This window comes from Bifidobacterium pseudolongum subsp. globosum (assembly GCF_000741295.1).
Lineage (GTDB): Bacteria > Actinomycetota > Actinomycetes > Actinomycetales > Bifidobacteriaceae > Bifidobacterium > Bifidobacterium globosum.
This window is the reverse complement of sequence record NZ_JGZG01000009.1, coordinates 52,585-72,287: the sequence shown is the minus strand read 5'-3', so window position 1 is coordinate 72,287 and position 19,703 is coordinate 52,585. Positions and strand designations below refer to the sequence as shown.

General features: G+C 64.6%; 14 protein-coding genes. 5 read left to right on the top strand and 9 right to left on the bottom strand.

Going from position 1 to position 19,703, the window contains the following annotated elements:
* Positions 1 to 67: 67 nt before the first annotated feature.
* Positions 68 to 1,909, bottom strand: a complete 1,842-nt coding sequence (locus BPSG_RS06705; protein WP_236822952.1) for a Sip1-related alpha-galactosidase — start codon at positions 1,907 to 1,909, stop codon at positions 68 to 70.
* A gap of 206 nt (positions 1,910 to 2,115) precedes the next feature.
* Here BPSG_RS06705 and BPSG_RS06700 point away from each other — a divergent pair, with 206 nt between their 5' ends.
* Complete coding sequence (locus BPSG_RS06700; RefSeq protein WP_026643927.1) at positions 2,116 to 2,400, top strand: type II toxin-antitoxin system RelB/DinJ family antitoxin; 285 nt, start codon at positions 2,116 to 2,118, stop codon at positions 2,398 to 2,400.
* Between the two features lie 151 nt (positions 2,401 to 2,551).
* On the opposite strand, the gene BPSG_RS06695 is transcribed toward BPSG_RS06700, so the two are convergent.
* The 3 genes from BPSG_RS06695 to BPSG_RS06685 form a co-directional block, all read right to left on the bottom strand.
* A complete protein-coding gene (locus BPSG_RS06695; RefSeq protein WP_026643926.1) occupies positions 2,552 to 3,436 on the bottom strand; it encodes a carbohydrate ABC transporter permease in 885 nt (294 codons plus the stop codon).
* Between the two features lie 4 nt (positions 3,437 to 3,440).
* The gene (locus BPSG_RS06690; protein WP_051592081.1) at positions 3,441 to 4,394 is read right to left on the bottom strand and encodes a carbohydrate ABC transporter permease; all 954 of its coding nucleotides are present in this window, start codon (positions 4,392 to 4,394) and stop codon (positions 3,441 to 3,443) included.
* Positions 4,395 to 4,458: 64 nt separating this feature from the next.
* The gene (locus tag BPSG_RS06685) at positions 4,459 to 5,754 is read right to left on the bottom strand and encodes an ABC transporter substrate-binding protein (RefSeq protein WP_026643924.1); all 1,296 of its coding nucleotides are present in this window, start codon (positions 5,752 to 5,754) and stop codon (positions 4,459 to 4,461) included.
* A 154-nt stretch (positions 5,755 to 5,908) separates the two neighbouring features.
* Between BPSG_RS06685 and BPSG_RS06680 the strand changes: the two genes are divergently transcribed.
* Positions 5,909 to 7,111, top strand: a complete 1,203-nt coding sequence (locus BPSG_RS06680) for an ROK family protein (RefSeq protein WP_026643923.1) — start codon at positions 5,909 to 5,911, stop codon at positions 7,109 to 7,111.
* 6 nt (positions 7,112 to 7,117) lie between these two features.
* On the opposite strand, the gene BPSG_RS06675 is transcribed toward BPSG_RS06680, so the two are convergent.
* The gene (locus BPSG_RS06675) at positions 7,118 to 9,355 is read right to left on the bottom strand and encodes an alpha-galactosidase (protein ID WP_026643922.1); all 2,238 of its coding nucleotides are present in this window, start codon (positions 9,353 to 9,355) and stop codon (positions 7,118 to 7,120) included.
* A gap of 119 nt (positions 9,356 to 9,474) precedes the next feature.
* Positions 9,475 to 9,975 (bottom strand): nucleoside deaminase, encoded by a 501-nt coding sequence (locus tag BPSG_RS06670; protein ID WP_099309710.1) that lies wholly within the window; start codon positions 9,973 to 9,975, stop codon positions 9,475 to 9,477.
* Between the two features lie 114 nt (positions 9,976 to 10,089).
* Here BPSG_RS06670 and BPSG_RS06665 point away from each other — a divergent pair, with 114 nt between their 5' ends.
* The gene (locus BPSG_RS06665; protein ID WP_180325843.1) at positions 10,090 to 12,162 is read left to right on the top strand and encodes a Na+/H+ antiporter; all 2,073 of its coding nucleotides are present in this window, start codon (positions 10,090 to 10,092) and stop codon (positions 12,160 to 12,162) included.
* A gap of 112 nt (positions 12,163 to 12,274) precedes the next feature.
* Here the strand turns inward: BPSG_RS06665 and BPSG_RS06660 are convergent, their stop codons facing one another.
* Together BPSG_RS06660 and dcd are read right to left on the bottom strand one after the other, a co-directional pair.
* Positions 12,275 to 13,696 carry an FIVAR domain-containing protein gene (locus BPSG_RS06660; RefSeq protein WP_033502324.1) on the bottom strand — a complete coding sequence of 474 codons (1,422 nt, stop codon included), beginning with the start codon at positions 13,694 to 13,696 and terminating at the stop codon, positions 12,275 to 12,277.
* Between the two features lie 35 nt (positions 13,697 to 13,731).
* Positions 13,732 to 14,313, bottom strand: a complete 582-nt coding sequence (gene dcd / locus BPSG_RS06655; RefSeq protein ID WP_026643919.1) for a dCTP deaminase — start codon at positions 14,311 to 14,313, stop codon at positions 13,732 to 13,734.
* A gap of 119 nt (positions 14,314 to 14,432) precedes the next feature.
* Between dcd and BPSG_RS06650 the strand changes: the two genes are divergently transcribed.
* Positions 14,433 to 15,203: an alpha/beta hydrolase gene (locus tag BPSG_RS06650; RefSeq protein WP_026643918.1), complete on the top strand. Its 771-nt coding sequence runs from the start codon at positions 14,433 to 14,435 to the stop codon at positions 15,201 to 15,203.
* A 215-nt stretch (positions 15,204 to 15,418) separates the two neighbouring features.
* Here BPSG_RS06650 and BPSG_RS06645 read toward each other — a convergent pair whose 3' ends face one another.
* Positions 15,419 to 18,406 (bottom strand): cation-translocating P-type ATPase, encoded by a 2,988-nt coding sequence (locus BPSG_RS06645; RefSeq protein WP_026643917.1) that lies wholly within the window; start codon positions 18,404 to 18,406, stop codon positions 15,419 to 15,421.
* 253 nt (positions 18,407 to 18,659) lie between these two features.
* Between BPSG_RS06645 and rlmB the strand changes: the two genes are divergently transcribed.
* Positions 18,660 to 19,652: a 23S rRNA (guanosine(2251)-2'-O)-methyltransferase RlmB gene (gene rlmB / locus BPSG_RS06640; RefSeq protein WP_026643916.1), complete on the top strand. Its 993-nt coding sequence runs from the start codon at positions 18,660 to 18,662 to the stop codon at positions 19,650 to 19,652.
* Positions 19,653 to 19,703 lie beyond the last annotated feature (51 nt).

The following is a 19,703-nucleotide window of genomic DNA, read 5'->3' as shown; positions in this document are numbered from 1 at the left end:
TGCCCATACTAGTCGGCGGTGAATTAGTTTCCCATTCGCTGTGCGCTGTGGGCGTGTGGGAAAGTATTTATGCGCGGGCCACGGCGAGCGCGGCGTATTCGCCGTACCGCAGTTCGACGTCGAGGGTCTCTCCCGCGCCGACCTGTGTGCATTCGCCTGTCTCCAGATTGCGCACCAGACACGCGGAATCGCCGGCGGGAATGTGCGCGGACTGGACGGCTGCGGTGTTCAGGCCGACGAACAACAGCACCTCCTCACCACGGAACGTGTTGCGAACGCCAAGAGGAACAGTGGAATGCGCCGGATCGGAAAGCAGGCTGCCTATGACCGGCATACCCACACCGTCGGGATGCGTCAGCACGCCGTCTTCGTCGAAGAACGGCTTCAACGTCTCCGGATCGGTTTCGCCGAGCGCGTCGGAGCAGTACACTGGGCCGCCGCTGAACCAGCGGAGCCACGCGTGCACGCGCGCGTCGGGGTGTTTGGTCCAGAACATGTCCCAGTCGCAGTGGTAGAGGCAGCCCATGAGCAATGAGCAGTAGGCGTTCTCGATCGCGTGTTCGGGCAGCGATTCGGGGATGCGCGGGAAGAAGTCGTCGCTTGTGCGCGTGATCGGCGAATACGGGCGCCGCCAATAGTCTTCGGGCGCCATGCCCATGCAGTTGATGAGCGCGTTATTGAAGAACGCGGACGCCGCAAGATCGACCGCACGGTGCCGCATGAGCAGCGTACCGTACGATTGCGCACCCCGCGTGAGCACCGACATCGTGCTCTGCGAATCCACCTTCACAAAGTCGACGCCAGCGTTGGCGAGCTCTTCACTCCAACGCCACCAGAACCGTTCGCAACCGTACTCGGACAGGCATTCGCCGTCCACGAACATATCCCATGCCGGCTGGGCGGATGGCACGGTCATGCCACCCGGCAATGTCTCGAACATGTATCTGCGCTCTTTGAACGCATCGGAATCGGGGTCGACGCCTCCCCAGTACCCTTGGAACGCCTGCCATACGCCCACATAGTGCACGCCGTAGTCCTGTTTGAGCACGTCGATGGTGCGCGCAAGGCCTTGGGGGAAGCGGGTGGGATCGGCGCCGAAACCGGTCAGCTTGTTGTTGTGCGTCTGGGACCATCCATCATCGATGAGCACCCACGAGACCGGCACCTGTTTCGCCTTGAACTCATCCATTTTCGCGAGGATACCGCTTTCGCTCACGTTCTGCCCCAACGAGTCCCACGTACACCAACCGAAGCCGCGCAACGCCTCCGGGAACCGGCGCAAGGACTTCGGCCCTACCGGCAGTCGCCACCACGTTGCAGTCACGCATTGTTCGATGAGTGCATACGGGTCACCGCCACGGGCGTACAGCAGAGCAAGGCCGTCCAGGTTCGTCTGGCCGACGCGATTCGTCGAGCTATCGACGGCCAGCACCCCACCTGCCGCGCCTGCCGCATCCGTCGCGCAACCGCGGATATCGGCACGGCACTCCCCGTCGCTCGCCGCGAGCAGCACATGCCATTGCTCGCGGATCTGGCCCTTGTACGTTCTCCGCGTCTTCCACACGAGCATCTGCGTGCGCTCAGGCACATCCGCAAAACAGCTGACCCACGTGGGCCGCATCCACCACTCCTTGTGCTGGTACAGGCACAGGATCGGCGTTCCCTGCGCGGGCCGCGAATACCTGGGCAGCGCGCATGACACCGTGAGCGAGCATCCCGGCTGGAAAGTCGCATGCTCGAGGATGGGGTTCTCAACGGGCAGCTGCGCGTGCACGGAGATCTCGATGAGGTTGCCGGTCTTACACAGTTCGGCGGCGTCGAGCGGCAATGACATGTCACTGCGTTCGCCCGTGGGCCCGCATTCCGTGTGGGCCGTCACCGACGTGATTTCCAACAGTCGTTTCGTCATGGGCACCCTCCTTTGCGCGCTTGCGTTGCCAAGGTTGCCGACATAGTAGCCAACCTTGCCCTGCACTACAAGCACACCCGCGTGCCGGCCGACGTGGCGCCATCCATACGGTATGCATGCGAGAAATCTTCTGAATGGATCACGATTGCCAGACACGATGTAAGACATATACCTGCCATTGTCTTACAACAGAGATCGAAGTCGTTATGACCATGACATCTGTGACCGTCCGTGTCGACGCACACACCAAAGAGCAGGCCGCCAACATCGCAGAGGATTTCGGACTTGACCTCTCCAGCGTGACTCGCGCGTTCTACCGGCAGATTGTTCGCGAGCATGGGATCCCCCTGAATCTCTTCTATCCCGATGCGCCTCAGGAGACCGTTGAGGCACTCGACGAGGCCCGCACCATCGTCAGCAAGAAGTCCGCGCGTTTCGACAACGCCAACGAGATGTTCGAGTCTTTGGATTCATCTCATGTTGAACAATGATTTAGTCACCGAAGATAGTGCGGCTATTTTTCTGCGTACAGGGACACATGCGGAGATTTTCGGCGCATAACGCCCTGCACAACGGTCGGCCGCGCCCGAAGATCGGGTGCGGCCGACCGCATGAGGACGCCAGAGCGCTATCGCCACCGCGCTACTTCACGGCGCCACGCATCACACCGCCCACGACCCACTTCTGGGCGAAGATGTAGACGACGAGCACCGGGGCCATGGCCATGAGGTAGCTCGCGAAGGCCTGCGGGTAGTTCGTGGCGAACTGCGAGCTGAACACATACTGCGCGAGCGGGATCGTCTGGTCGTGCTGGTTCGTGAGGATGATGAGCGGCAGCAGGAAGTCGTTCCATGCCCACAGCGCCGTCATGATCGCGATTGTCGCGTTGATCGGCCCCATGAGCGGGAAGATGATCCTCCAGAAGATGCGCCACGTGCCCGCGCCGTCGATGCGCGCGGCCTCCTCGAGCGAGACCGGGATCGAGCGGATGAAGCCGGTCGCGATGAACAGGTTCGTGCCGAGGCCCAGAATCACGTACAGGATGATCAGACCGGCCTGGTTGTCGAGGTGCCACGAGCCCATCTGCTTGGCGAGCGGCAGCATGACGACCGGGAACGGCACGAACATCGCGGCGATGAAGAAGTAGTAGAGGAAGCGGAAGAACCGCTTGTCCATGTTGCGCGCGATCGCATACGCCACGAAGGTGTTGGTCACGAGCGTGAGCGAGACGGCGATAACGGTGATGATCGCCGAGTTGAGCGCGGCGCGCGGGTAGTCGACCTTGGCGGACGCGGCGGCGAAGTTCCCCCACTGCCAGCTCGAGGGCAGGCTGAAGGAGCCCGCTTCGGCCGGCGTCTTCAAGGCGGTGACGACCGTGAAATACAACGGCACGAGGATCGTCAGGCTGAAGACGGCCACGACTGCGGTGAGCCACCAGTTGATACGCCTGTCCTTACGGAACTTCGTGGGCGCGGCGGCCTCCGGACGACTTGTGGATGGTTGGATGGTGGTGGTTGCGGTGGTCATGGTCTCACACCTTCTCTTTGCTGCCGAAGAACTTAAGCTGGATGAACGCGATGATCGCGAGGACGATGAAGAACAGCACGGCATTCGCGGTCTGGTATGCGTACTCGCCGCCAGTCAGGCCGCCCTTCCAGATGAGGTAGGTGACCGTCTCCGTCTTGGAGTTCGGGCCGCCGTCGGTGAGCGCCACCACCTGGTCGAAGGTGCCAAGCGCGTTCTTCATGGTGAGCACGAGGTTGATGGTGAAGAAGGGCCCGATGAGCGGGAACGTGATCTTCCAGAACTTCTGCCACGCGTTGACGCCATCGATCGCGGCGGCCTCATAGACCTGCGTGTCCACGGTCTGCAGGCCGGCGAGGTAGATCAGCACCGAGTAGGCGACGCCCTGCCAGACAGCCAGGAAGACGATCGGGATCCATGCGTAGCGCTCGCTTGTCAGCAGCGACTCACTCAGCCAACCGATGCCGAGCGCCTTGCCCAGCGCGGGCAAGGGCTGCATGAAGATGTACTTGAACACATAGCCGATGACGAGCACGGCGAGCGTGTACGGGATGAAGTAGATCGCGCGGAACCCGTTCTTGCATGCGATCTTGCCGTTGAGCGCGACCGAAAGGAACAATGCGATCACGTTGATGAGCACGGTGATCGCGATCGCGATCAGGAATGTGAACAGGTACGCGTGCCCCACGCGCTCATCGCGGAACAGCGCGAGGTAGTTGTTGAACCCGATCCACTTGTAACTGCCGTAGCCTTGCGAGTTGGTGAACGAATACATGATGCCGCGGATGAACGGCACGTACAGGAACACGGCGAAGATCACCGCGGCCGGCACGGCCATCCAGTAGTACGCGTGATCGACTTTGCGGTCGGAGAACGCAGACGTCTTCTTCTTGCGCGGCGGTTTGTTCGCGGACCTGCGGGAGTGGTGGGTGTCTATGTCGTTGGCAAGCACGTCCTCCATCGCGCGTGCCTGCTGACCGGCGTTCGTCAACGAAGTCATTTCTGGCCTTCCTTTCCTTGCAATCTCATTCGCTGAAGTCGCGGGCCTGCACTTTGTCCCACTCGTTCTGCATCGAATCGACGAACTGGTTCACGTTCCCGCTCATGATCGCGGACTGCAGGTAGCCGCCGATGTTGATGGATGACGGGATGTAGTGGTCACAGAAATCGGCCACGCGGTTGCTTTCGAAGAACGGACGCACCGTTTCGAGCGCCGGATTGCCGAAGTAGGTGTCTTTGAGCGGTGTGATTGCGGACTGCGCACGCGCATAGTCCTCGAGCTGCTGTTTGCCCATCAGGAACTTGATGAAGCGCATGGCCTGCTCCGGGTGCTTGCTGTTCGCGCCCATCGTGAGCATCACATCGTCACCGGCGGTGAGGACCTGCTCTTCGGCGTCATTCGTGGCCGGCATCTGTGCGAAGCCGAGGTCGATGTCTTCGTTGATCATCGTGATCTGCGGGATCGCGTACGTACCGAGTGGGATGATCGCCGCAGCGCCCTTGGCGAAGTTCTGCGTGCCCTGCTGGTAGGTGACGCCCTTCTCCCCATCCGCATACGTGAACAGTTCGATCTCCTTGGCCACCGGCTCCGTCCAGATCTGCTTGAACGTCGTCGTGCCGTCCTTGAGGTCCGTGTATTCGCTTTCCGGCACAAGTGTGCCCGCGAGCGAGGCGAGCGGCGCCTGCGTGGTCCAGGCGTCGGCGAGCGTCGCCTGCACCGGGTCGATGCCGGCGTCGCGGAAGGTCTGCAGCATCGCCGTGAACTCATCCCACGTCCGCGGCGGATTCTCCGGATCGAGGCCGACCTTGCGGAACAGATCCTTGTTGTAGATGTAGCCGGACGCATTGCCGGCGAACGGCAGTCCGTACAGCCGCTTCTTCGCCGGGTCGTTGGTCTGCACAAGGTTCTTCGCGATCGTGACCATGCCTTCGTTCAGGTCGTCGACAAGCGGGTCATCAGTGAAATCATGGAAGACGCCACTCGCGGCGAACATGCCGAAGCTGTAGTCGCCGTTGAATGTGATGACGTCCGGCACACGATCCTTGACGAAGCGCGTGCGCAGATCGGTCTGCGCGTTCGCGGAATTGTTGATGTTGATCTTGATGTCCGGATTCTGACGTTCGAACTCCTCGGCCGCCTGCTTGAACCAGTCCGCGGCCTCGGCCTTGAACTGGAAGAAATCAAGTGTGACCCGCCCATTGCCGGCCCCCGCGCCGCAAGCCGCCGCGCCCAGACCGACCGCCACCGCGCACGCCGCGGCACAAGCCCCTTTCAACGCGCGCCGTAGCGCCGACCTCGCGGCGTTCGTAGCGAATTTCATGGTAACTCCCTCGTCTGTTGTCCTGTTCCTCAGTGCGGTCGGCGCTCCTTCACGCCAGCCGGTACACAGTCAGTGTATGAATCCGCGCTTTTCATTCCCACCGCCCCGCGCGTCCAAAAACGAAGTAAGAAAATGGGCGTATATTTATATACTCATGGAAACAAATTCGGATTCGCTCGAGTTCCCGCACTGGTTCAGCAAGTCGGAAGCCACGCACGACGTTGCGCGCGGCATCATGCAGTACGGCCCGATCGCGCGCACGCCGCTCGCGCAGATCTTCAATCTTTCGCAGGGCGCGCTCTCGCGCATCACGAGCGACCTCATCTACGACGGCGTCATCGAGGAGATGCCCGCCGGCTTCGCGCAGACGGGCACACTGCCGGAAGGGTTCCCCGTCCACGATGCGAGCGGCAGGCGTGGACGCCCGCAGACGGCGCTGCGCATCCGCGAGGACTCCCACACCTTCATCGGCGTCAACATTCACGACGGCGCAATCACCGCCTCCGAAGTCAATGCGATGTGCCGCCCAATCGGCGGTGAGATCACCGAAAGCATCACCGACCGTTCACCCGGCGCGATCGTCGCGCAGATCGCGCGCATGGTCCGCGCAGTGGTCTCCCCCGGCGCGCCGGCGCCTACCGCGATCGGCCTCTCGCTCGGCGGGCATGTCGACGACGACCGTTTTGTCACATTCGCGCCGTTCCTGTATTGGGATTCGGTCGTGGATCTGAGCGCGCTCGTACAGCAGGCGACCGGCATCCCCACGCGCGCGTTCAACGACCTCGATTCGATCCTGCTGTACGAATGCTGGTTCGGCGACGCGATCGGCGTCCCCAGGCTCGCCGTCATCACGATGGGCGCGGGCGTGGGATATTCGCTCTCCAACCGTGGCAATCCTATCGACAATCCGGACAAAAGCTATGGTCTGGCCGGCCATGTACTGATCGACCCGGAAGGCCCGCGCTGCTCGTCGGGCCATGTGGGCTGTTCGCAGTGCCTCACGTCGGATTCGATCGCCGAGGAGTACTCGGCGATCGTCGGCCGCGTGACCACGTTCGAGGAGTTCGCACGCGACCTGCACGCGAACACACCACAAGCACGGCGCTTGGGCGAGCGCATATGCTTCCGCCTGGGCGTGCTCGTCGCGACCGTCTCCAACCTCGCCATGCCCACGACGGTGCTCATCAGTGGCGAAAGCTCATTCATCGCCAAGAAGAATCGCGAGTTCATCCGCAAAGGCATCGACACCTACCGGCACAGCCAGGCCGCGCCGGTCTCGTTCTCGATCCCGGATTTCAGCTGGCGTCTGTGGTCGGATTCAGCGGCCGCACGCGCGATCGCCACGTTCATCAGCTGACCGTGCTCACACGCGCGTGGCACTGAACAGCACGGCGTTCGCCGGGTGGATGCATGGCGGCCGCAGGCCGAACGCGGCGAGCGCCCCGCCGTTCATGACGACGCCTTGGCTGTTCCACCAGCCGAGCTCGCTCTGCCCGTTGCCGATCTGCGTGAACGGCTCACCGCTGCCGATATTGCATGCGAGCGGTTGGATCAGGTAGTCGGAGTCCGGGTCGAGCCCGAGCAGGCGCACTGGCGCCGCCGGGTAGGTCTGCGATGTGGTCAATTGCGTGAAGCGGTAGACGGCGCGCTCGCCGCTGGCGCTGACCACGCCGTCGACGCGCACCGCGGGGTCGGCCTCGTCGCCGTGGATCACAGTGCCGTGCGCGCAGTCCGCGCGGTGCCGCTTGTATGTGTCGACCCATACGCCGAGTTCGTCGAGCGCCGACTGCGGTTCCTTGAGCAGGTTCCATTCGATGCCCAGATGCCCGAAGAACGCCATCGCCATGCGCATCTGCTGGCTCGTCGCGCGGTGGGTGGAGTGCGCGGGGCTCGCGCCCACATGCTCGCCGATCATCTCGGGCGGCACGAGCAGCGACGTGTAGCGCTGGATGTCCGCGCGTTCGACCGGGTCTACGCAGTCCGACGCCCAGATGCGGTCGGCGAGCGAGAGGATCGCGAGGTCGACGCGGCCGCCGCCGGACGAGCAGCTTTCGATCTCCAGACCGGGATGCGCGGTTTTGAGATCATGGAAGATGCGGTAGACGGCGAGTGTCTGCCCATGCACGGCCGGGCGGCCGGTGCGCGGCGACACCGCCTCGGTCACGTATTTGTTGTGGTCCCACTTGATGTAGTCGATGCCGAGTTCGGTGACCAGTACGTCCATGCAGCCGTACACATAGTCGTAGGCCTGCGGGTTCGTCAGGTCGACGACCTGCTGGTTGCGTCCCTGCATCGGCAGGCGGTTGGCCGTGGGGCGCAGCACCCAGTCGGGGTGCTCGCGGTACATGGCCGAGTCGGGGTTCACCATCTCGGGCTCGAACCACAGGCCGAATTCCATGCCTTTGGCGTGCACGTAGTCGGCAAGCGCCTTGAGCGAGTGGTCTCCATCCGGCCACACGTCCTGCGAGACCCACCAGTCGCCCAGACCCCCGGTGTCGTCACGCCGGCCGCCGAACCAGCCATCGTCCACGACGAAGCGCTCCACGCCGCTTGCGGCGGCCTTGTCGGCAAGCGCCTTCAACGTGCCGAAATCATGCTGGAAATACACGGCCTCCCACGTGTTGAGGATCACGGGGCGCGGTTTTTCGGGCACGCCGAGTTCGGCTCGCCACTGCGTGTGGGTTGTGCGCAGTTCGGTGTGGAAGCGCGCGGCTACCTCGTTGAGCCCTTCGCCGTACGCTCCGTACAGCCACGGCGTGGTGTAGCGCTCACCGTCGTCGCCGGAGCCACCCTGCGCGCACAACGTCACTTCGCCACCGGAGAGCGCCTCCGCGCCGCCGATCAGTCCGGATGTGTACGGCAGGCGTTCCGCGGCCATCAGCGAATTGCCGCTCCAGGCCACGTGCACGGAGTAGACCTCGCCGTGCGTGAAACCGAAGCCGGTGCGCCCCACGTTCAGCAGGAGCGAGGAATCGAAATCGGGGCGCCCGACGAGGCTCGCCTTCTGGAACCGCCCGATGGTGAAGGGCTGGCGCTGCGGCGAGCGTTCGCGCAGGTGGTGGCCGGTCGTCGTCAGGATCTCGGTCATGTCCGCGGGCACGGGGAACGCGAGTTCCACAGTGCCGATTTCCAGCTCGCCGGAACGCATGTTGACGACCGTCATGCGCTGGCGCACGAGGCCGCTTTCGCGCAGTTCGCACCGCCACAGGATGCGCACGCCCTGCTCGGCGTCGCGCGCGTCGACCGTCACGCCGTCATCGTCGATGCGCACGTCGGTCACAGCGAAATGGCAGAACAGCTCCATACCGCTGGCGCGCACCACGAAGCGCGGCGAGCCGGTCCATGCCTCGGCTTGCGTGGGCAGGATGCTCGGCCAGGCCGTCTCGTCGAGCGCGCCGGAGACACGCTGCGGACGCAGCGCATCAGCCGCCGCGACGAGTGTGCGCGGGTCGGCGAGCGGGCGTCCCCAATGCACGATGCGCGGCAGGTCGTCGCCCACAATCGCGAACGCGAACGCGGACCGTGCGGCGCGCTGCTCAAAATACACGATGCGGACCTCTTCGCCGCGGCTCGAAGTCCCGTGGAAATCCATGATTGCCATATTCCTGCCCTCCCTGTGCGGATGCGTCATTGCACCAGTTGATGCGATCCTGCGACCATCCTAGGGATTCCCGGATTCCTTGCCACGGTTCGGAGTGTTCCCTGCACCGCGCAAGAAAATCACACGCGGCGCTCGCGAAAGAAGTCGGTGAGCACGCGCGCGCACTCCTCTTCGCGCACACCGCCGATGACCTGGGGCTCATGGCCCACATGCGGGTCGCGTGGCAGGTCCCATACCGAGCCGCACGCGCCGAGCTTCGCATCCCACGCGCCGAACACGATGCGCCCGATGCGCGTCTGCAGGCACGCCCCCGCGCACATCGGGCACGGTTCCAACGTGACGACGAGTGTGCAGCCCTCCAGATTCCAGTCGCCGCGCATGCGTGCGGCCGCGCGCATCGCCTCCACTTCGGCGTGCGCGAGCGGGTCGCCGTCGCGTTCGCGCAGGTTGCGGCCCGCGCCGATGAGCCGGCCCTGTTCGTCGATCACGACGGCGCCGACCGGCACATCGCCGGCGAGCGCCGCCAACGCGCCCTGGTCGAGCGCCGCGGCCATCGCCTCGTCAAGCGTCAGCGGGGCGAGCGGCGGCGCGGAATGCACGGGATTCACGGAATCGGTCATGGGATCATTGTGGCACCACCCGTGGCTGTTCCTCAGGCTGACATGGCTTCCGCATAGTGGCCTTTCGCTTGATATTCTGGATTTCTCAGTGGTTGGCGAGCGAGGAGGATGGTTGTGCCCACATTCGAGTTGATTCTATGCATCATTGCGGCGGTCGTGCTCTCCTCGTTCCTCAGCCGGTTCATCCCCAAGGTCTCCACGCCGCTCGTGCAGATCGCGCTTGGCGTGCTCGCCTCGCAGCTGCCGTTCTTTCCGGACACCGAGCTCGACCCGGAATTGTTCATGGTGCTGTTCATCGCGCCGCTGCTGTATCTGGAGGCGCACGAGATAGACAAGGGCTCACTGCTCAAATCGTTGAAGCTCTCGCTTTCTCTGGCCGTGGGGCTGGCCATCGCGACAATGGTGGGCGTGGGGTTCACGCTGCACGCGGCATGGCCTGTCGTGCCGCTCGCCGCCGCGCTTGCGCTCGGCGCGGCCCTGGGTCCGACCGATGCCGTGGCGGTGAGCTCGCTGAGCCATGAGGCGTCGCTTTCACAACGCCAGGTGGGCGTGCTCAAAGGCGAATCGTTGTTCAACGACGCTTCCGGCATCGTCGGGTTCCAGTTCGCCATCGCCGCCGCCGTCACCGGCACGTTCGAAGTGGGCGAGGCGATCGGCGAGTTCTTCATCTCGTTCTTCGGCGGCGCGATCGTGGGCGTGGTGCTCGGTCTGGCCATCAACTGGCTGTTCGAGACCGTGCGCTCACTCGGCTGGGAGACCACCACCACGCGCGTGCTCATGGAGCTGTTCCTGCCGTTCCTGCTGTACTTGGGCGCCGAGGCGATCCACGTCTCGGGCATTCTTTCGGTTGTGGCGGCCGGCCTGATCATTCGCTTCGACCGCTCCGGCGTGGGGCCGAATGTGGCACGCACGAACATCGTCGCATCCAGCGTGTGGTCGGTGCTCTCGTTCGCGTTGAACGGCGCGGTGTTCATCTTGCTCGGCATGCTGCTGCCCGACGCAATGGAGGCAAGTTGGAACGACCAGCAGATCAGCAATCTCACCCTGCTTGCCACGATCCTCATCGTGGCAGCCGTGGTGGTGGGCATGCGGTTCGCTTGGGTGGCCGCCATGCTGCGCATCACCCGCCACGAAGTGACGCGCAAGCGCCGGCGCATGACGAAGGAACGCTGGCGCTCGGCCGCCGTCATGACTTTCGGCGGGCCGAAGGGCACGATCACGCTTTCGCTGATGTTCACGATTCCCTACACGCTCGCGGACGGCGAATGGTTCCCGATGCGCGACGAACTGATCTTCATCGCCGGCGGCGTGATCGTCGTCACGCTGCTGCTCGCGAACTTCCTGCTGCCCGTGGTGGCGCCGAAGAAGAGCACCGATGATTCGCGCGCGATCACCGAGGCCTCGATCGAAGTGCTGCGCCGCACGGTCGAGGAGCTCGCCGAGCGCGTGACGCCCGACAACCGCCGCGCCGTCATGGCCGTCATCGACTCGTACACGAAGCGCATCACGCGCCTCAAGCACCGGCTGGGCGCGATCGACCCAATCGGGTTCTCGGAACTGCAGATCGCGGCGCTCGAGTGGGAGAAGGACTATGTGAAGGGCCGGCTCGCGGCCACGAAAGCGCAGACCGGCGAACAGTCCGTGGACCGTGACCTCGAGATCGAGGCGTGCGAGCGCCTGCTCGACCAGATCATGACGTCGCTGCGCCACGCGGTCACCGACCACGATTCCGCGCACGCGATCTGGCAGATCAAGGGGCGCATGCGGTCGCTGCAGCGGCGCATCAAGATCCTGTCGAGCCGTGTGAACAACCTGATCCGCAAGAACACGCCGATGCTGAGCGAACACCAGATCTACGCGCACATGCGCACCGTGCAGACGGCGGCAATCGACAATGTGATCGACCACCTGTACGACGAGATGGGCAAATCGACGTACAACACCGAGTATTGCTCGGCGCTGCTGCTCGACTACCGCCGCGCGGAGGCGACGCTCAAAGCGCGCCCGAACATGGGCGCCACAACCGAGATGATCACGCAGATCGAGGAGATCAAGCGCGAAAGCTACGGCATCGAGCTCGGCGTGATCCAAGACATGCTCGAGGCGGATGACATCACACGCTCGCAGGCGCGCCAACTGCGCAAGAACGTGTATGTGATGAGCGTGGCCGCCGATTCCAGTATCTAAATATGCGTGTGGGTGCGGCCTGGAAGAAGCCGCACCCACACCTCTAATCACTCACCGCGGCTTTACTGCGTGTTGATATGAGGACCAGCCGAAAGGCGCACACCCAACCTTACTATTGCTGTTGTGGAGAGTCCGACGGATTTGTGGGCACCGGCTGCTGCTGTTCCGGAGACGCCGTCTGCTGCTGTTGCTGTTGTAACGCTTCCTGCTGCGCCTGCTCCTGTTGCAGCTGCTGCTGACGCAAAGCCTCCTGCGCGGCGGCGGCGTTCGCTTCGGCGAGCGCGTTTTCGGACTCGACCACCGCGTTCACCGCGTTGGTCAGCTTCTCCTTGGCCGCATCGACCGCGGCCTTGTCGAGCGACGGCTTGTCGGCAAGCGTCTGCGCTTCACCGATCGCCTGCTGCAGCGCCGTGCGCGTCTGCTCGTCTGCGACGGCGTTCACGGATGCGTCATAGGTGGCCTGCGCGTCAGCGATTGCCTTGGCCAGGTCGTCCTTGAGGCTCTTCGTGCTCTTCGCGTCGCGCGAGACGGTCAGCGCGTCGGCGTCGGCCTTGAGCTGTTTCGTCGCGCTCTCCACCCCGTCGAGCTTCTCATCCATGGTCTGCGCGTTCCGATCGAGCTGTTCGCGTGAATCCGATGTCTTGCACTCAACCAAGGTCTCGCCCTGCTTCTGCTGCAGGTCGGTGGCGGTCTTGTTCGACTTCTGGAACGCCTGCAGTGTGGCGGCGTCGGCCACCGCGGACTCCTCCGTCTGCGTGAGCGGCTTGGATTGCGTCACCTGCTTGTCGAGTTCCGTGTACGCGGCCTTCAAGGCGGTGTGCGCGCGCTCGCAGCGTTCGAATGCGGCATTCTGCGCGTTCGCCTCCTGCGCGGAGCGGTTGCGCTGCCACAGCGCCGCACCGCCGGCGACGAGCGCGAGCGCCACGACCGCCGAGACGGAACCGATGATGATCTTCTTGCGCTTGCCGTCACCGCCGCTCGGTGCGGCGTGCTCGGGCGGTTCACCGTCGCCGCTGTCGCCGCCGTCCATCGGCACGAACGACGCGGGGGCGTCGGGTTCGGGCACGGCGGTATGGGTTTCGTTCACATCGTTGACCACGGTGCGCGTGGGGCCGTTCTGCGCGATGAGCTGTGTGCGCTCCACACCGGTGCTGTCGATCGCTGGCATCGCCGTCGTCTTGGTCTGCGCGGCGTCGGCCGGCGTGAACAGCTGGGTCGGCTCATCGTCGTCGTGTGCGGTGGCGCCAGCGCCCCACACCGGCAGGTCGAATCCGTCGCCGGACGCGGGCTGTGCGGCCGGCTGGGATTGCGCCGCTGGCTTGCTGGATGCCGCCGATTTCGGCTTTCGGCGTTGTGTCGCCGGCGGCTGGGGCGGCTGCGCAGGCTGCGTGTGCTGCGGCTCGTCGTCACCGCCGACCGATGGGAACATCAGCGTCGAGCTGTCGAATGACGTCAGCTCGGTCTGCGGGTCGTCATGCCCATCGCCGCTCCCGGCATCCGGAAACTGCAGGTCCGATTCATCGATCTGGCTCATCTTTCCCCTCCCCCTTCGTCGATGACCCTGGCGTGTCAGTCGTCAATGTGCGCGCGGTAGAAACGTTCGTACGACCGCGACGGCGTCGGGCCACGCTGGCCCTGGTAGTGCGATCCGGTGCCGGCGGACCCGTATGGGTGCTCGGCTGGCGAGCTCAGCTGGAAGAAGCACATCTGCCCGATCTTCATGCCCGGCCAGAGCTTGACCGGCAGCGTGGAGACATTCGACAGCTCGAGCGTGATGTGCCCTTCGAAGCCCGGGTCGATGAACCCGGCGGTCGAATGCGTGAGGATGCCGAGCCGGCCGAGCGAGCTCTTGCCCTCCAAGCGGGCGGCGAGTGTCGCGTCGAGCTTGACGTACTCCCATGTGGAGCCGAGCGCGAATTCGCCCGGGTGCAGGATCCATGGCTCGTCAGGGCCCACCTCGAACTGCTCGGTCAACTCGCCCTGATTTTCCGCCGGGTCAACATAGGTGTATGCGTGGTTGTTGAAGAGCCGGAAGAAGCGGTCGAGGCGCACGTCGATGGAGGCCGGCTGGACCATCTCGGGCGTCCACGGTTCGAGCGAAATATGGCCCTCGGCCTGAGCGGCCAGAATATCGCGGTCGGACAGCAGCATCGGCAAGCATCTCCTAGCGCCGGCGCCCGAGCGGCCCGGCAACGACAACAGTTCGGTTCCAGTGTAGCCACAGGGCGGCACACGCGTGCATGAGCCCCGCGCGCGTGTATGGTGGAGGCATGACTACTGATGCGCAGGCAATGCAACCGGAGCCGCTCGTCGGCCGCCCTTCGCCCGTGGTGCCGGGCAGGTTCGGGGAGCCGCTCGAAGTCACGCAGACGCGTGTGTCACGCGGGGACGGCGCGGCACAGCCGAACCGGCCGTTGTTCGTGTGCCTGCACGGCTGGGGGTCGAACGAAGACGACCTGGCCGGCATGATGCAATATGTGGCGCCCTACAACGACTTCGTGTCGCTGCGTGCGCCGATCACGCTGCAGGAGCCGTCCAACGGCGGGTTCTTCGCGCAGCCTGGCGCGTATTCGTGGCTGCACGACGCCGTGCCGAGCGGTGAGGATCTGGATTACGACGCCTATGCGGCCGCGCAGGCGATCGACACATGGGTCGCCGACAATGTGCCGGCGGAGCGCGACGTGGTGCCAATCGGCTTCTCTCAGGGCGGATTGTTGGCCACTCAACTGCTGCGCGTGCACCCGGAACGCTACCGCGCATCAATCTGCCTTTCCGGTTTTGTGGCGCCGGGCATGGTGCCGGGCACGCATCCGGCCGACGAACGCCTCGCCTCGCTCGACATCCCCGTCTTCTATGGCTATGGCACGAACGACACGGTGATCCCGAAGTTCCTGGTGAACGAGACGCTGGCATGGCTCGAAGAGCACACATGGCTCACCGCGCACGCCTACCGCGGCCTCGACCATTCGGTCAGCCTCGAGGAATTCGCCGACCTGCGCCAGTGGCTCCTCGACCACAACATCGCCTCCGGCATGATATAGGCGGCAGTGGCGTGCAGGTCACTGTTTTCGCCGTTTATGTCGCCGTTTTCGCTGTTTTCGTCATAAATCAGGCCAAAAAGTGACGAAAACAGCGAAAACGGTGACCGTAACGGCGAATCTCCCCCAAAGATAGCGGCGGCACTCTCGCTGGCACAGCACAATGGGGGTCCGGTTCACGCAGAACCGAACCCCCATTGTCATTCAGTAGGGCCGAATCACTTCTTTGCACGCATGCGCAGGAAGATCTTGCGGATCTCCGAGGCGACGAGCACGAAGAACGCCAGGCCGATGCACTCGAGCCATGCCATCGGCGGCAGCGGCGTGGTGCCGAACGCGGTGTTGAGGAACGGCACGTAGATCACGAGCAGCTGCAGCACGATCGACAGGCCGATCGCACCCCACAGCCACTTGTTCGAGAACAGGCCCACGAAGGCGCTCTGCAGGTGGCTGCGCGAGGCGATCGCATTGAACAGCTGGGCGAACACGAGGATTGTGAAGCCCATCGTGCGGGCCTCCACCATCTGCGCGTCGTGGCCCATCGCATCCACGGAGCGGTCGGTGAACAGGCCGCCGGTAAGGTGCATGTCCATGCCGATGAGTGTCACAATCGCCATGATGATGCCGATGTAGATGATGTCTCCCCACATCGCGCCGTCGATCACGCGGTCGGTGAGCTTGCGCGGCTTGCGGTTCATCACGTCTTCGGTCATCGGGTCGACGCCCATCGCGAGCGCCGGGGCGGCGTCGGTGAGCAGGTTGATCCACAGCAGCTGCGTGGCGAGCAGCGGCACGGTCACACCCACGGACTCCGGGTTCTTGATGCCGAGCCAGCCGGCGAACACAACGCCGAAGAACACGGTGAAGACCTCGCCCACGTTGGAGCTGAGCAGGTAGCGCAGGAACTTGCGGATGTTGTCGAAGATGCCGCGGCCTTCGCGCACGGCGGCCACGATGGTGGAGAAGTTGTCGTCGGCCAGGATCATCTTCGCCGACTGCTTCGTCACCTCGGTGCCGGTGATGCCCATCGCCACGCCGATGTCTGCGGACTTGACGGCCGGGGCGTCGTTGACGCCGTCGCCGGTCATGGCCGCGATGTTGCCTTGGCGCTGCAGCGATTCGACGATCTTGAGCTTGTGCTCAGGAGCCACACGCGCGTACACGGAGACTTCGGAGGTCGCCTTGTCGAGCTGTGCCTCGTCCATCGCGTCGAGCTCGTCGCCGGTGAGCGCCTTGCCGTCCTTGGCGATGATGCCGAGGTCGGAGGCGATGCGGGCGGCGGTGAGCGGGTGGTCGCCGGTGATCATGACCGTGCGGATGCCCGCGCGGTGCGCTTCGGCGACCGCATCGCGCACTTCGGTGCGCGGCGGGTCGATGATGCCGACCATGCCGCACCAGACCAGATGGGCTTCAATCGCCTCGGCCTGCTCGGAGATGTCGGAGATCTCACCGGCGGAGTTCGTGCGGATGCCCGGGATCTGCGCGAGCGAATCGGTCTCGAGCGGGCGGAACGCCTCGCCGAGCGTACGGTATGCCTCGCGCGAGAGGCGCTCGACGGTGTCGAGGATGTCCTGGCGGTCGCCTTCGGTGAGCTTGCGGATCGCGCCGTTCACGTAGATGCGATCGCAGTAGCTCAGCAGCACGTCCGGCGCGCCCTTCGCGAACACGGTGAGCTTGCCGGCGTCGGTCGCGTTGCGCGCGATGACGGACATGCGCTTGCGTTCGGACGTGAACGGGATTTCGGCCACGCGGTCGAAGTGCGCGAACTTCTTGTCCGCGTGCGTCTTGCGGGCGGCCACGACGAGCGAGACCTCGGTCGGATCGCCCACGATCTCCCAGGTGCCGGGCTTCTCGCCCTCGCGCAGTTCGCCGTCGTTCGCGAGCGTGCCCGCTCCAAGCGTGGCGAGGACTTCGTTCGCCACGTTCTCGGGGACCGCGGAGCCGTCGATGGAGACCATGTCGCCTTCCGGCGCATAGCCGGTGCCGGTCAGTTCGACTTCACCCGACGGCACGACCACGCGCTCGACGGTCATCTCGTTGCGCGTGAGCGTACCGGTCTTGTCGGAGCAGATCACCGAAGCGGAACCCAGCGTCTCCACCGAGTGCAGCTTCTTGACGATCGCGTGGTGCGCGGCCATGCGCTGCACGCCGAGCGCGAGCACCACGGTCAGGATCGCGGCGAGGCCTTCAGGCACGGCCGCGACGGCGAGCGACACGGCGAGCAGCAGCGAATCGATCACGTCGTGCACGCTGTGGAAGCCTTCGAGGACCGCGAGCGCGAGCAGCACGACCACGGCGATGATGCACACGGCGATGCCGAGGATCTTGGAGACGTGGTTCATCTCCTTCTGCAGCGGCGTGGCCTCGTCTTCGGTGGACTGGAGCAGGTCGGCGATCTTGCCCACCTGCGTGTTCATGCCGGTGCCGGTCACGATGGCGCGGCCGGTGCCCTGCGTCACGGACGTGCCGTTGAACACCATGTTCGCGCGGTCGCCGAGCGCCTTCGCGCTGTCGAGCGTGGCGGGCTTCTTGCCCACCGGCACCGATTCGCCGGTGAGCGACGCCTCGGCGATGCGCAGGCTCGCGGCGGCGAGCAGTCGGCCGTCGGCCGGCACGGTGTCGCCTTCACCGAGCACCAGAATGTCACCGGGCACGATGTCGGTCGTGTTGATGCGTTCCACACGGCCGTTGCGCAGCACGTTGGACGTCGGGGCCGTCATCTCGGAAAGCGCGTTGACGGCCTCTTCCGCCTTCGCTTCCTGCATGTAGCCCAGAATGGCGTTGACGATCAGGATCAGCACGATCACGATGGAGTCGAACGGCAGCGCCTCGCCTTCGGCTCCCGGCGCCGCGTTCACCTTCTCAATAATCCATGCCACAAGCGAGATGGCGGTGGCGGCGAGCAGCAGGTAGACGAGCGGGTCCTGGAACTGCTGCAGGAACTTCTTCCACTTGGGGACCGGCGGTGCGCTGGCCAGCTCATTGGGGCCGAACTTGTCGAGTCGGCGCTTGGCTTCTTCGGAGCTCAGGCCGGTGCGCGGGTCTACATTGAGCGCCTGCGCCACCTGGTCGGCGTCGGTGAGCGACGGATCGACGTCGTTCAGCAGAGCCTGCTGCGCCTTCACCTCCTGGGTTTCCTTGGCATCCTCTGGTTCCACGTGGGGTTCGCGCGAAAGAGCGGATGGATCTATGATGCGATCATCCATAATGGTATTCTCCTCGGTCAGCCGCGGAGTAGTCAGTCGAGTCGTCGGCGCAACACAAGCCGGTGGCCGCTACAGGACTGCGCGGTTATTGGCACGGCCCCGCAACCGCGGTGCCGCATTCGGTTGCCATTATTCCATAGCCGTTTGTCTACAAGCGGACACGGCCGCATCCTATACTCTATATGCACAATCTGCGCCATTGCGTGCGTGGATGGCGGCGTTTTTGGCGCGGGGTGCTGAAAGAATTGGACGCATGGTTAGCAAGAAAGGACCGACCAAGGGGTCGGGCGGCAAGCATCGTAACAAACTCAAGGGCAAGGGCCCCACTCCCAAGGCCGAGGACCGCGTGTACCACAAGGCGTTCAAGGCCAAGAGGCAGGCGGAAAAGCGCCAGCGTTCCGACCCGCGTCTGGCGGCCCGCCGCCGCGTGGCGAAGTTCACGTCGGATTCCGACGATCTGGTCATCGGCCGCAACGCCGTGCTCGAGGCGTTGCGCGTCGGCGTGCCGGCGAGCACGCTGTATGTGGCGTCGCGGCTCGAGCATGACGACCGCACGCGCGAGATCGTACGTCTGGCCGGCACGAACGGCCTGAACCTGCTCGAGGCGGATCGCTTGGAGATGGACCGCATCGCGCGCTCCACGAACCATCAGGGCGTGATCATGAAGGCTCAGCCCTTCCAGTATTCGTCGCTCATCGAACTCGCCGAACGCGCCGAACGCAAGGCGAAGGCGATGGAGGCGGCGAACTCGGCGGCGGCGCGCATCGCCGCGCGCCCGCTGTTCATCGCGCTCGACGGCATCACCGACCCGCAGAACCTCGGCGCGGTCATCCGTTCGGCCGCCGCATTCGGCGCGAATGGCGTGATCCTGCCCGAACGCCGTTCCGCCTCGGTCAATGCGACCGCGTGGAAGGTGTCCGCGGGCGCCGCCGCACACATGCCGGTGGCACGCGTCGTCAATCTGACGAAGGCGATCGAGGCGCTCAAGGAACGCGGCTACTACAGCGTTGGGCTCGATGGCGGCGGCAACGCGCTCGTCGGCGAGACCGGCTTCGAGACCGACCCGCTCGTCATTGTGCTCGGGTCGGAAGGCAAGGGCCTGAGCCGCCTCACGCGCGAGGCGTGCGACTGCATCGCCGGCATCCCCATGTCGAACGCGGTGGAGTCCCTCAACGCGTCGGTCGCCGCCGGCATCGCGATGTACGCAGCGGACCGCGCGCGCCGCGAAGCCGCGGCAAGCGAGTGAGGTACGCGCGCAGATAACGAAATGGCCGTCCGCACTGCACCAGTGCGGACG